Source organism: Methylobacterium sp. J-001, from assembly GCF_022829565.1.
Lineage (GTDB): Bacteria > Pseudomonadota > Alphaproteobacteria > Rhizobiales > Beijerinckiaceae > Methylobacterium.
The window spans coordinates 157237-169553 of record NZ_JAKSYN010000135.1; the positions used below are offsets into that span (position 1 = coordinate 157237).

Annotated in this window: 11 protein-coding genes; 4 read left to right on the top strand and 7 right to left on the bottom strand. The window is 69.3% G+C overall.

Annotated elements, in window-relative coordinates; genetic code table 11:
* Positions 1-59 precede the first annotated feature (59 nt).
* Positions 60-659, top strand: coding sequence for a nitroreductase family protein (locus MKK65_RS16990; protein ID WP_058192415.1), 600 nt, complete (start codon positions 60-62; stop codon positions 657-659).
* Positions 660-737: 78 nt separating this feature from the next.
* A complete protein-coding gene (locus tag MKK65_RS16995) occupies positions 738-1526 on the top strand; it encodes an SHOCT domain-containing protein (protein ID WP_243959152.1) in 789 nt (262 codons plus the stop codon).
* A 45-nt stretch (positions 1527-1571) separates the two neighbouring features.
* Here MKK65_RS16995 and MKK65_RS17000 read toward each other — a convergent pair whose 3' ends face one another.
* On the bottom strand, positions 1572-1988 hold the full coding sequence (locus tag MKK65_RS17000) for an alpha/beta hydrolase family protein (protein WP_409565441.1): 417 nt from the start codon (positions 1986-1988) through the stop codon (positions 1572-1574).
* Between the two features lie 21 nt (positions 1989-2009).
* Here MKK65_RS17000 and MKK65_RS17005 point away from each other — a divergent pair, with 21 nt between their 5' ends.
* Positions 2010-2171 carry a hypothetical protein gene (locus tag MKK65_RS17005; protein ID WP_243959213.1) on the top strand — a complete coding sequence of 54 codons (162 nt, stop codon included), beginning with the start codon at positions 2010-2012 and terminating at the stop codon, positions 2169-2171.
* 270 nt (positions 2172-2441) lie between these two features.
* On the opposite strand, the gene MKK65_RS17010 is transcribed toward MKK65_RS17005, so the two are convergent.
* On the bottom strand, positions 2442-3467 hold the full coding sequence (locus MKK65_RS17010) for an SIS domain-containing protein (RefSeq protein WP_058192379.1): 1026 nt from the start codon (positions 3465-3467) through the stop codon (positions 2442-2444).
* Between the two features lie 200 nt (positions 3468-3667).
* Between MKK65_RS17010 and MKK65_RS17015 the strand changes: the two genes are divergently transcribed.
* The gene (locus MKK65_RS17015; protein ID WP_058192378.1) at positions 3668-5110 is read left to right on the top strand and encodes an FAD-linked oxidase C-terminal domain-containing protein; all 1443 of its coding nucleotides are present in this window, start codon (positions 3668-3670) and stop codon (positions 5108-5110) included.
* A 70-nt stretch (positions 5111-5180) separates the two neighbouring features.
* Here MKK65_RS17015 and MKK65_RS17020 read toward each other — a convergent pair whose 3' ends face one another.
* The 5 genes from MKK65_RS17020 to MKK65_RS17040 form a co-directional block, all read right to left on the bottom strand.
* Entirely contained in the window at positions 5181-7964 is a 2784-nt protein-coding gene (locus MKK65_RS17020) for an EAL domain-containing protein (protein ID WP_243959156.1), read from the bottom strand.
* Between the two features lie 221 nt (positions 7965-8185).
* Complete coding sequence (locus MKK65_RS17025; protein ID WP_058192377.1) at positions 8186-8728, bottom strand: MucR family transcriptional regulator; 543 nt, start codon at positions 8726-8728, stop codon at positions 8186-8188.
* A 401-nt stretch (positions 8729-9129) separates the two neighbouring features.
* Entirely contained in the window at positions 9130-10344 is a 1215-nt protein-coding gene (locus MKK65_RS17030) for an ABC transporter permease (RefSeq protein WP_243959158.1), read from the bottom strand.
* Positions 10345-10402: 58 nt separating this feature from the next.
* Positions 10403-10822 carry a DUF4112 domain-containing protein gene (locus MKK65_RS17035; protein ID WP_409565443.1) on the bottom strand — a complete coding sequence of 140 codons (420 nt, stop codon included), beginning with the start codon at positions 10820-10822 and terminating at the stop codon, positions 10403-10405.
* A 162-nt stretch (positions 10823-10984) separates the two neighbouring features.
* Entirely contained in the window at positions 10985-12139 is a 1155-nt protein-coding gene (locus MKK65_RS17040; RefSeq protein ID WP_243959162.1) for an aminotransferase, read from the bottom strand.
* Positions 12140-12317 lie beyond the last annotated feature (178 nt).

Consider the following 12317-nt stretch of genomic DNA (forward strand, 5'->3'; position numbering starts at 1 on the left):
CAAGCATTTCGGGCAGTGTCCGCGCTCCCCGAAGCGTAACCGTGCCGGAGTCGATCCCCGTGAGCCTGCCCCCGCCCCGCAAGCCCGACCACGCCATCGATCCGATCTTCGCGGCGCGGCACTCGCCACGCGCCTTCACGGGCGAGGCGCTGCCCGAAGCCGAGCTGCTGCGGATGATCGAGGCGGCGCGCTGGTCGCCGTCGGCGTACAATTCGCAGCCCTGGCGCTTCCTCTACGCGCTGCGGGGCGACGCGAACTGGGACACGTTCTTCGGCCTGCTCGTACCCGGCAACCAGAAATGGGTTTCGGGCACCGGCGCGATCCTGTTCCTGGTCTCGAACGGGCTCATGAAGGTCGGCGACGACTTAAAGCCGTCCTACAGCCACTCCTTCGACGCGGGCAGCGCGTCGCTGGCCTTCCAGCTCCAGGCGATCCACCAGGGCTGGCACGCCCACGGCATGGTCGGGTTCGATCATGTCCGCGCCCCCGAGGTCCTGCGCCTGCCCGCGAATCACCGGATCGAGGCCGCCTTCGCGGTCGGCCGCAAGGTCCCGGATTCCGAGCTCACCGAGGAGCAGCGGCCCCGCGAGGCCCCGAACGGCCGCCGGCCGATCACCGACTTCGTCATCGCCGGCCCGTTCCCGCCCTCCGGCGCCTGAGGCGATCCGGAACCGGGGTGTACGACCAGGGATTGTGTCGGCATCGCAACATGGTCCCACGCCGATCGGAACTCGCCCATGGACCCGAAACCCTCGGTCCCGCCCGGCGGAACGGCCGCCCCCGATCCGTTCCTGGATGAGGGCGGGTTCGACCACGCCTCGGGCCTGCGCAGCGTCGCCGACCGCCACGGGGTCAGCCTCGACGCGGTGCGCCACCTCGTCCAGGCCCTGGAGCGCGGGCACGGCACGATGGCGCAGTTCGACCATCCCGATCTCGGCGGGATGGGCCAGTGGTTTTCCGGCGGCATGGTGATGGTCGGCCGGATGTTCGACGACGGCCTGAAGGCGCGGGTCGATGCCCTCTGCACCGAACTCGCCGCGGCCCTGCCGGCGGGTGGGTTCTCGGAGACCGGCCCCGCATCGCGGCGCGGTGGGGGCGAATGGTGGCCCGCCGGCCTCGGGGCTCCGGCGAGCACCGGCGCGCAGAACGGCTTGCGCTACGCCTATTTCCCGGACACGCGGCGGCTCGCCATCCAGTCCGGCTCCGGCATCGCGCTCTACGATACCGGGGAGCACCACATCTCGGGGGTGTCGCAGGCCAATGGCAACCTCGACTTCACCGGCCCGAGCGGCGTCGTCGCCCTCGACCGCCTGCGCCGGATTGAGGCGGAGACGGCCGCGCCCCGGCAGGTCGATCCGGCCGAACCGCCGGCCGCGCCACCTGAGCCGAGCAAAGCCACGCCGGAGCCGTCACCCTCGGGCGACGTGCTGGCGACGATCGAGCGGCTGGCGGAGCTACACGCACGGGGCGTGCTCACCGAGCGGGAGTTTTCGGACAAGAAGGCGGAGTTGCTGGCGCGGCTGTAAACGGGGCCTCGCCCGATGACTCACGGCCCGACCACTGCGGATCCCTCATCCCGTCGCCAGTGTCCGACGCAGAAAAGCGATCAGTTGCCGATGGTGGGCGTTCTCATCCTCACCTTCGGGCGTGTGATCCTGGCCTGCGAGGAGATGGACTTCCGGATCCAATCCTGCGCGATGCAGGCGCTCTCGCAGCCGTTCGGTCATCGACGACGACCACGTGCTGTCCTGCAAACCATGGCTTAGATAGAGCGGCCCGCGGTAGCGCTCGATCTCAATCGGCGTCGTCGGCAGCAATCCGTCTGACGAGCCCTGCCACGTCCACGCCCGCTGGGCAGGATCCCATACCTGCCAGCCTGGATCTCCTTGGTCGCGCCACGCCGCTCCGATGCAAGCACCGCAGATGACATCAGGAGCGGCATGGACTGCGACAGCGTCGGGCAGGCTGGGAATGCCGTCGCGTGCCATGAGGGCGGTGACCAGTAAGGCGTGCTCGGCGCCGCGAGAGATCCCGAAAAGGCCGACTTTGCCAGCGATCGGCAAGGCCCGGAGGGCATCGAGCGCTTCGACCGTCCGATCCAGCGGGACATCAACGATATTGCCGGCATTCCAAACGTTCCCGTCACGGGAATAGCCGAATGGGAAGGCTAGGAAGCCGTGGGCGGCAAGAATAGCGGCGGTCAGTAGCTGTGGCCGGACCAGGCACCTTCGGACCCATGCAACACCATGACGGCCGGAAAGGGTCCATTACCGGGTGGTCCGTACGTCATTCCCCAACCGGGAACAGGACGATTGACGATCAGGAGCGACATAGCCCGAATGTGACACAGGACTGCTTTGAAGCCAGCCGTTCGCGCTCACAAAGATCCGGACTTTGGCTTCGCTCATGCTTGAGGATGCGTGCAGAAACCCAAAAACTAATCAGGCGATGCCGGCGCGCAGCAGGTCGTGGACGTGGACGATGCCCACCGGCCGGCCGTCCGTGACCGCGAAGACCGCGGTGATCAGCCGGCGGTTCATCAGCTCCAGGGCGGCCTGGGCGAGCTTGTGCGGCTCCACGGTGATCGGCTCGCGGGTCATGATCGCCGAGACCGGGGTGTCGAGGATCTCCGGGCCCATATGGCGGCGCAAGTCACCGTCCGTGACGATGCCGACCAGACGGCCGGCTGCGTCGGTGACGCCGACGCAGCCGTAGCGGCGCGCGGCGATCTCGATCAACACCTCGGACATCAGGGCAGTGTCGGAGACCAGCGGCATGTCCTGGGGGCCGTGCATCACCTGCTGCACGGTCTTGAGCCGGGCCGCCAGCGTCCCGCCGGGATGAAGGGTGTGGAAGCGCGCCGAGGTGAAGCCGCGCCGCTCCACGAGCGCCACCGCCAGGGCGTCGCCCAGCGCCAGCTGGATCAGGCTGGAGGAGGTCGGGGCGAGGTCGTGCGGGCAGGCCTCGCGCACCCGCGGCAGTTCCAGCAGCACGTCGGCGGCCTTGCCGAGCGTGCTGGCGCCGTTGCGGGTGATGGCGACCAGGGGAATCGAGAAGCGGCGGCTGAAGCCGACGAGGTCGGACAGCTCCGCGGTCTCACCCGACCACGACAGCGCGATGATCACGTCGTCCCGGGCGATCATGCCGAGGTCGCCGTGGCTCGCCTCGGTGGGGTGGACGAAGAAGGCGTGGGTGCCGGTGGAGGCCAGGGTCGCGGCGATCTTGCGGCCGATATGGCCACTCTTGCCGATGCCGCTGACGATCACCCGGCCCTTGCTCTGCAGGATGGTCTGAACCGCCTCCTCGAAGGCCACGCCGAGCCGGCCCTGGAACGCCGCGCTGGTCTCCTGCAGGGCGGCGATGCCCAGCTGCAGGCTGCGGATCCCGACATCGCGGGTGCTGGCGAGGTGCACGGAGGCCGAATCGTAGAGATCGTCGCGCAGGGCGCTGGAGGCGGGAGCGTTCATCGGTTCCGTTCTGGACCCGTCGGGCGGATCCGGCGCCGCGAGCGGCGATGCGAAGCGAGGCTCGCGACGCTAGGGAGCCGTCATGGTTGAAATGTGACGCCGGGACGACATGCCGCCCCTCTCTGTCCGCCGGGCGGTTGAAGGCCCGCTCCGGCGGGTCCATGCTTCTTTCACGCCAGCCAAAAAAGGGCCCGAGCCCCATGACCATCCGCTTCCCCGAGCCCGACCCCAAGATCCTCGCCCGGCGGGAGGCGATCCTGGCCGGTCTCGCACCTCTGGTCGCCCCGGAGGCGCTGGTGACCAGCGAGGACGAGCGCCGGGCCTTCGAGACCGACGGGCTCACCGCCTACCGGCAGATGCCGCTGGCCGTGGTGCTGCCCTCGACCACAGAAGAGGTCGCGGCCGTGATGGCCTATTGCCACGCCCAGGGCGTCCGGGTGGTGCCCCGGGGGGCCGGCACGTCGCTCGCCGGCGGAGCGATTGCGCAGGGCGACGCGATCATCCTCGGCGTCGGCAAGATGACCCAGGTGCTCGATCTCGATTTCGAGAACCGCACCGCCCGGGTGCAGAGCGGGCTCACGAACCTGGCGATCTCGGGCGCCGTGGCCCATGAAGGCTTCTTCTACGCCCCCGACCCGTCGAGCCAGCTCGCCTGCACGATCGCGGGCAACATCGCGATGAATTCCGGCGGCGCCCATTGCCTGAAATACGGGGTGACCACGAACAACCTGCTGGGCGTCACCCTGGTGCTCAACGACGGCACCGTGGTGGAGGTCGGCGGCCAGCATCTCGACAGCCCCGGCTACGATCTCCTGGGCCTCATCTGCGGATCGGAAGGCCAGCTCGGCATCGTCACCGAGGCCACGGTGCGGATCCTGCGGGCGGCCGAGGGCGCCCGGCCGGTTCTGGTCGGCTTCTCGAAGGTCGAGGATGCAGGCGATTGCGTCGCCGCGATCATCGCGGCCGGCATCATCCCGGTGGCGATCGAGTACATGGACCGCGAGGCGATCCTGATCACCGAGGACTTTGCCCAGGCCGGCTACCCGCGCGATGCCGAGGCGATGCTGATCATCGAGGTCGAGGGCTCGGATGCCGAGTGCGACGCGATGCTGGCGCGCATCGAGGCGATCGCCAAGGATTTTGGGCCGACCAGCGTGCGGGTGTCGCGCTCGGAAGCCGAATCGGCCGCGATCTGGAAGGGCCGCAAGTCGGCCTTCGGGGCCACGGGCCGGATCTCCGACTACATCTGCATGGACGGCACCATCCCTACCGGCCAGCTCGGGCCGGTGCTGGAGCGGATCGGGGCGATCTGCGCCGGCCACGGCCTGCGGGTCGCCAACGTGTTCCATGCCGGCGACGGCAACCTGCACCCGCTGATCCTGTTCGACATCAACAAGCCGGGCGAGCTGCAGAAGGCCGAGGCGGCCGGCGACGAGATCCTCAAGCTCTGCGTCGAGGTCGGCGGCTGCCTCACCGGCGAGCACGGCGTCGGCATCGAGAAGCGCGAGCTGATGCGCTTCCAGTACACCCAGACCGATCTGGAGCAGCAGATGCGGGTGAAGGCGGTGTTCGACCCCGACTGGATGCTCAACCCTGCCAAGGTCTTCCCCCTTGAGGGACGGCTGGAAGCCAAGGCAGCCTAAGTCCCGGGATCCCAAAGGGCTCAGCCCTTTGGCGGGGTTCGGGGGCGGAGCCCACGAGACATCGGGCGCCTCAGGCGGCCACGCCGTCGCGGGCCTGCCCAGCCTCGGGCTTGCGCAGGCTGTCGGACGTCAACGCGAGGATCGCGGCGAGGTCGGCGACCGCCGTGGGGCGGCCGAACAGGTTGCCCTGCAGCTCGTGGCAGCCTTCCTCGCGCAGGATCCGGGCCTGCTCGGGGGTCTCGACCCCCTCGGCCAGGACGTCGATCTTCAGCGCCCGGCCGAGCCAGACCATGGCCCGCAGGATCTCGACGCTGCCGCCGTCGCGCGCGAGGCTGCGCACGAAGCCCGGGTCGATCTTGAGCCGGTCGAACGGGAACCGGTGCAGGGTACCGAGGCTCGAATACCCGGTCCCGAACTCGTCCATGGCGATCCGCACGCCCGCGGCGCGCAGCGCCCGCAGGAGCGACAGGTTCGCGGCGTTGTCCTGCATCAGGACCGACTCGGTGATCTCGAGTTCGAGCCGGTCCGGGGGCAGCCCGCTCTCGGCGAGGGCTGCCCGCACATCGCCTTCGAGGCCATCCCCGGCAAAGTACTGGGGCGACAGGTTGACCGAGACCCGGATCGGATCCGGCCAGGAAGCCGCGGCCCGGCAGGCGGCGGCGAGGATCCAGGCGCCCAGCGCCCGGGTCAGCCCGACCTCTTCGGCCAGGGGGATGAACTCCGCCGGGCCGACATCGCCGTGCTGCGGGTGGTGCCAGCGCGGCAGGGCCTCGAAACCGTGCAGGGCCTGGCCGTGCGCCCCGACGATCGGCTGGAAATGCAGGGCGAACCGGCCCTCGGCCAATGCCCCGCGCAGATCGGTCCCGAGTTGCCGGCGGCGCTGGATCTCGACATCCATGGCCGGATCGAAGAAGCGCCATGTACCGCGTCCGGCGGCCTTGGCTTGGTACAGGGCGATATCGGCCTGCCGCAGGAGCGTGGCCGCGGTGCCGGAGGCGTCGTCGGCGCTCGCGATGCCGATGCTGGTGCCGATCGCGAGGCTGTGGCCGTTCACCGTCACCGGCATCTCGAGCGCCGCGACCAGGCACCGGGCCAGGCGCGCCGCGTCCGCCGGCTGGGTGGCGCCCCCTAAGACGATGGCGAACTCGTCGCCGCCGAGCCGAGCCACGAGGTCGTCGGCCGCCACCGTGGCGGCGAACCGGGCCGCCACGGCGCAGAGCAGCGCATCGCCGACCGGATGCCCGTGGGTGTCGTTGACGGTCTTGAACCCGTCGAGATCGAGGCACAGCACCGTGGCCGGTGCGCGCGCATCGCAGCGGGCGAGGGCCGCGTCCATGCGCTCCTTCAGGACCAGGCGGTTCGGCAGGCCGGTGAGCGCGTCGTGCCGGGCCATGTGGGCGACCCGGGCCTCGCTCCGGCGCCGCTCGGTGACGTCCTCGTGGGTGCAGAGCCAGCCGCCGCCGGGGATCGGGGCGTGGACCACGTCGACCGCCCGCCCGTCGGCGAAATCGCAGGTCAGCGAGACCCCGTGGCCCTGCGCGGCGGTGCGCTCGCAGGCCGCCACCAGAGCCGCGGCGGCCGCGGATCCGAGGCCGCGCTCCCGGCTCCCCAGATGAGCGAGGAGGGCGGGCAGCGCGGTCCCGGGCCGCCGCAGGGCCTCCGGGACCGCGTACATCTGCGCGTAGCGCGCGTTCATGACGATGAGCGCGCCGTCCCGATCGAACAGGCACAGGCCCTGGACCAGGTTGTCGAGGGCGATGCCGAACCGGGCATCCTGGACCCGCAGCGCCCGCTCGCCGCGCTCGCGCGCCTCGGCCCCGGCCCGGGCCGCCTCGGATTGGGCGAGCCGGTCCTGCGCCCGGGCCTGCCGCCGGCCGAGCAGGACCAGCCCGAACAGGCCGAGATCCAGCAGGATCGCCGCCGCGCCGACGATGGTGGCCTGCTGGTGCGCGGCCGCCAGGCTGGCCTCCGCGGTGCGGCTGACGCTGAGGACGAGCGGATAATTCTTCAGGGCGTGGGCGGCGATCAGGCGGTCCTGGCCGTCGATCGGGCTGACGGTGCGCGTGACGCCCCCGAGGGCGGTGCGTGCCGTGATCAGGGACGCGCCGGCCTGAGGGAAGATCCGGCCGACCGCCCCCTCACGCCGCGGATGCCGGACCAGCAGCATGCCGTCGTTGCGGAACAGGGACACGACCGCATCGTCCGCCGGCGAGGTCTGGTCGTACAGACCCTCGAAATAGCCGAGTTCCACCGCACCCAGGATCAGGCCGAGGAACGTGCCGTCCGGGGCCGCGACCTTCCGGGCGATGTAGATCGTCCAGGCGCCGTCGCCCCGGTTCGCCACCGGTCGGCCGACGTAGCGCTGCAGGTCCGGGTCGGCGGAGAGCGCCTTGAAGTAGTCCCGATCTGAGATGTTGACGGTCGGGATCGGCCAGTAGCGGCTGAAATTGAGCAGCTGTCCGGTCCGGTCGATGAGCGTGATCGCGTTCGCCTGCGGCAATGCCGCGATCCAGGTCTTCAGGGCCGTGTGCATGGACGGCCGGGAGGCGGCCTCGGCGTACTGCTCGGGTGTCGCGATTCCCGCCGTGCGGAACTCGGCCAGGACGGCGTTCTGGACCAGCTCGATCGCCTGCAGGGACCGGTCCGCCTGGTCCGCCAGGATCGTGGACAATCCGCCGAGGCTGCGCTCGTTGTCGTCGACCGCACGTGTTTCCAGATGGACGATGAACAGGGCGGCCGAGGCCGTGATGGCCAGCGCGAGGCCGAGGGCCAGCCAGGCCCGCAGGTCGCGCGCGGGCCGCCAGTTGCGCCGGACCGCCCAAGCGCCGAACGGGATGATTGACTTCAAACCCACCAGAACATGCTCGAACGACACTCTATAACAGCGCTATAGTGGCTCCGTTAATGAGTTATTGTGTCGATCGCTTAGACTGGTGGGTGATACAACAATCGTATTGCGTGTGGGTTTTACGCCGACAGAAGTACCGGCCCGCGAAACGGTAGGGATCGCTCCGGCCGGCCACGCCACATCTCCCTCCCCCCGTGGCGGTGCGGAGGGAGATGCAGCGGCGCCTCTCAGGCGGCCTCGACGGTCTTGCGGCTGGCGCGGCCCTTGGCTGAGGCGGCCTCGGCCTTGCGGCGGCCACGCGCGGGAGCGGGTGTCGGCTCCACTTCGTCGTCCGGCTCCTGCTCAACCTGCTGAGACCGGCCGGGCTGGCCGAGGCCGAGGCTCTTGGCCAGGGCCGAGCGCTGCGCCGAATAGTTCGCCGAGGTCGTCGGATAATCCGCCGGCAGGCCGTAACGCTCGCGGTAGGCCTGCGGGTCGAGGCCGTGCTTGGTCAGGTGGCGCTTGAGCGTCTTATACGACTTGCCGTCGATGAAGCTGACCAGGCCATCCGGACGGATCGACTTGCGGATCTGGGCCGGGGTCGGCCGATCGACAGTGTCTTCAGCGGCGGTGGAAGGTCCGGCGGCGATCGAATTCAGCGCCTCGTGGATGCTCGCGATGAGCGACGGCAATTCGGTGGGGGGCAGGGAGTTGTTGGCGACATAGGCCGCGACGACGTCCACGGTCCGTTCGATATAGTGCACTTGGGATGCCGACGCTTCTTCAGACATTCTCACTTTCCCTAGGTTTGACGCTCGTCGAGGTAGCCTCTTACTGCGAGTTAAGACAGTCGCTGAAAAAAGCAAGGTGACCCATACAATTCCTTGTGATCGCTTGAAAGTTCAGGTCTGCATCGACCGCCCACGGTTACAGGTTGAAGTTGCATTGGCAGGGTTTTCACCACACTTACCCCGCCCTTTATCCTCGCTGGTGCGACGAATGCTGACGCAAGCCCGAAACCGGGTTTTCGTTGGCGCGAGAGACCGTTACGGCCTAGATGAGCGATCGCCTCAGGCGGTCTTGGCGCGTCTTCCCCGCCGCCTGATCGGTCTTGCCGTGAAGACGCAAAATATTTTTGCTGACGCGCCGATCGGTTGTGGGTTCCGGCAGCGTATGGGCGCCGAGTCCGGCCTCAGGCGAAGGATTTGCGCGGATCAAAGGCGTCGCGAACTGCTTCGCCAGCAAAGACCAGCAGGCTCAGCATCACGGCGATGACCAGGAAACCGGTGAGCCCGAGCCACGGTGCCGTCAGGTTATCCTTGCCCTGTGCCAGCAGCTCCCCGAGGGAGGGCGAGCCCGGCGGCAGGCCGAAGCCCAGGAAGTCCAGGGAGGTCAGGGTGGTGATCGAGCCGTTGAGGATGAACGGCAGGAAGGTCAGCGTCGCCACCATGGCGTTGGGCAGCAGGTGAACCGTCATGATCCGCAGGTTCGAGAGGCCGAGCGCGCGGGCGGCCCGAACGTATTCGAAGTTCCGCGCCCGCAGGAACTCGGCGCGCACGACGCTGACCAGGGCCACCCACGAGAACAGCAGCATGATCCCGAGCAGGACGAAGAAGCCGGGGGCGATGAAGGCCGAGATGATGATGATCAGGTAGAGGGTCGGGATGCCGCCCCAGACCTCGATGAACCGCTGGAAGGCGAGATCGACCCAGCCGCCGAAATAGCCCTGCACGGCGCCGGCCACGACCCCGATCGCCGAGGAGACCGCGGCCAGGATCAGCCCGAACAGCACCGAGATGCGGAAACCGTAGATCACCCGCGCCAGCACGTCCCGGGTGGTGTTGTCGGTGCCGAGCCAGTGCCAGGGGATGTCGGCACAGGTCGTGCCGCCGAGTTTTTCCGCCACCGGCTTGCACTGGGCGTCCGACAGCATCCAGGTCGGCGGCGACGGCGAGGGCGTCGGCAGGTCCTCGTTGATCGTGTCGTAGGAGAACCGGATCGGTGGCCAGACCGCCCAGCCGTTCTCGGCGATCTCCTTGCGGATCTCGGGAGAGCGGAAATCCGTCACCGCCAGGAAGCCGCCGAACTTCTCCTCCGGGTAGTCGACCAGCACCGGGACCAGCCACTCGCCCTTGTAGGACAGGAGGAGCGGGCGGTCGTTGGCGATGAACTCGGCGAACAGGCTGAGGATGAACAGCGTCGCGAAGATCAGGAACGAGCCGTAGCCGAGGCGGTTGCGCCGGAAATTGTCGAGCCGGCGCCGGTTGATCGGCGATAGCCAGCCCCGACCGCCCGCAACCGGTGCCGGGGCTGGGACGGCCTCGTCGGGCCGCAGGACGATCGGCTGGGCGCCCGGCATCGGTGCCGGGACGACCTCGCTCTCGCCGGGGCGCGCGATCTCATTCATGGCCGCGGCCCTTGCCGAACTGGACTGGCCTGTTCCGCCCGCGACGCCCGGAAAACGATCAGGCGTCGAGGCGGATCGCGGTGCCCTCGATCTCGTTCGGGCGGACCCCGCCGGTGCGCTCCATCCAGCGCCGCAGCAGGCGGACGTTGCGGCGGTTGGCCTTGAAGGCCGCATCGAACAGGTCGCCCGCCAGCGGCACCACGCCGAGCAGGCCGTCGAAGGCGACGTTCAGCCCCATCCGGGCCACCAGCCAGCGGGGCGCGCCCAGGCGCTTGGCCTCGTAGACGATGAACGAGGAGATCACCATGCCGGCCACGTCGCCGATCACCGGCACGAGGCCGATCAGCGCATCGAACCCGATCCGCCGGTTGATCCCCGGGATCACGAAGGCCGTGTCCATGAAGTGGGCCAGCGTTTCCAGCCGGGCGAGGCTCGCCTCCCGGTCCAGATCCGTCGACAGGAACGGCGGGAGGCGCATCGACGCCGCGCCCGCGAAGGCCTTGGTGCCGGCGAAGGGTCCGGTCCCGGAAGCCTGTCGGGAAGCCTGAGTGAAATCCATCGCGGGGATCCGTCGGAGAGCCATCAGCGTCAACGACGTGGCCCCCCCGCCGGATCCCCGCAAGGCGGGCGCCTGCGACCATCATGCCGCACCCCCGCCGATGCCCCGCATCCGCTCCAGGGCCGTGTCCAGGGTGGCATCGGCCTTGGCGAAGCACAGGCGCACGAGGCTGCGCACGGAGCCGTCCGGGTAGAACGCGCTCACCGGGATCGCCGCGACGCCGTGGCGGGTGACCAGGGCCTCGCAGAAGGCCACGTCGTCGGCATAACCGAGGCCCGCAATGTCGATGTTGAGGAACCACGTCGCCTGCGCCGGCAGGACCCGGAAGCCGAGATCACGTAGGCCCGCGGCCAGTCGGTCCCGGGATGCCGCGTAGCCCGCCCGCATGGAGTCGAACCATGGCTCCGGCTTGGCGAGGCCATAGGCCACCGCGTCCTGGAGGTTGGGCGGCGTGGTGAAGGTGAGGAACTGGTGGGCCTTGGCCAGCACCCGCATCAGCCGGGCATCGGCCATCACGAACCCGACCTTCCAGCCGGTGAGCGAAAAGATCTTGCCCGCCGAACCGATCTTGACCGTCCGCTCCCGCATGCCCGGCAGCGCCATCAGCGGCTGGTGGCGGGCGCCGTCGAAGACCACGTGCTCCCAGACCTCGTCGCAGATCGCGGTGACGTCGAAGCGTCTGCAGTACCGGGCGAGCAGCGCCAGGTCGTCCGCCGCGAACAGGGTCGCGCTCGGGTTGAGGGGGTTGTTCAGCAGCACGGCCTTGGTCCGCGGGCCGAACGCGGCGGCGAGCGCCGCCTCCTCGAGCCGGAAGAACGGCGGTTGCAGGGTCACGATCCGCGGCACGCCGCCGGCCCGCTGCACCAGCGGCAGGTAGGCGTCGTACATGGGTGCGAACAGCACGACCTCGTCGCCGGGCTCGATCAGCGCCAGCAGGGCGCCGGCCAGGGCCTCGGTGGCGCCGGAGGTCACCATCACCTCGGTCTCGGGATCGAGAGCGAGGCCCTGGTGCCGGGCGTAATGGGCGGCCACGGCCTCGCGCAGGGCCGGCAGGCCCATCATCGGCGGGTACTGGTTCCAGCCGTCGCGCAGCGCTTCGGCACCGCGCGCGCGCACATCCGCGGGGCCCGGATCGTCAGGAAAGCCCTGCCCGAGATTGACCGAGTCATGGACGCGGGCGAGCCGCGACATGGTCTCGAACACCGTTGTCGGCAGGGCGGCGAAGACCGGATTCATGCGGGGCGGGACGCCGCTTCCGGCGCAGCAGACGAGGGGAGCATGGCCGGGATGTAGCATGGGGTCGGCAGCGTACGGAATGTGCGCGGCCGCACAGACCCTCGCCATCCCGGCAGATGGCGCTGCTGACGAATGTTGACATTCATCAGTCGTATCGTAGGTTCGTCTCACGGCTGGA

What these genes read in the sequence shown, in the direction of transcription:
- MKK65_RS16995 (WP_243959152.1), top strand. Translation starts at nt 738, where the DNA reads ATGGACCCGAAACCCTCGGTCCCGCCCGGCGGAACGGCCGCCCCCGAT.
- MKK65_RS17000 (WP_409565441.1), bottom strand. Translation starts at nt 1,988, where the DNA reads ATGGCACGCGACGGCATTCCCAGCCTGCCCGACGCTGTCGCAGTCCAT.
- MKK65_RS17010 (WP_058192379.1), bottom strand. Translation starts at nt 3,467, where the DNA reads ATGAACGCTCCCGCCTCCAGCGCCCTGCGCGACGATCTCTACGATTCG.
- MKK65_RS17015 (WP_058192378.1), top strand. Translation starts at nt 3,668, where the DNA reads ATGACCATCCGCTTCCCCGAGCCCGACCCCAAGATCCTCGCCCGGCGG.
- MKK65_RS17025 (WP_058192377.1), bottom strand. Translation starts at nt 8,728, where the DNA reads ATGTCTGAAGAAGCGTCGGCATCCCAAGTGCACTATATCGAACGGACC.
- MKK65_RS17030 (WP_243959158.1), bottom strand. Translation starts at nt 10,344, where the DNA reads ATGAATGAGATCGCGCGCCCCGGCGAGAGCGAGGTCGTCCCGGCACCG.
- MKK65_RS17035 (WP_409565443.1), bottom strand. Translation starts at nt 10,822, where the DNA reads ATGCGCCTCCCGCCGTTCCTGTCGACGGATCTGGACCGGGAGGCGAGC.
- MKK65_RS17040 (WP_243959162.1), bottom strand. Translation starts at nt 12,139, where the DNA reads ATGAATCCGGTCTTCGCCGCCCTGCCGACAACGGTGTTCGAGACCATG.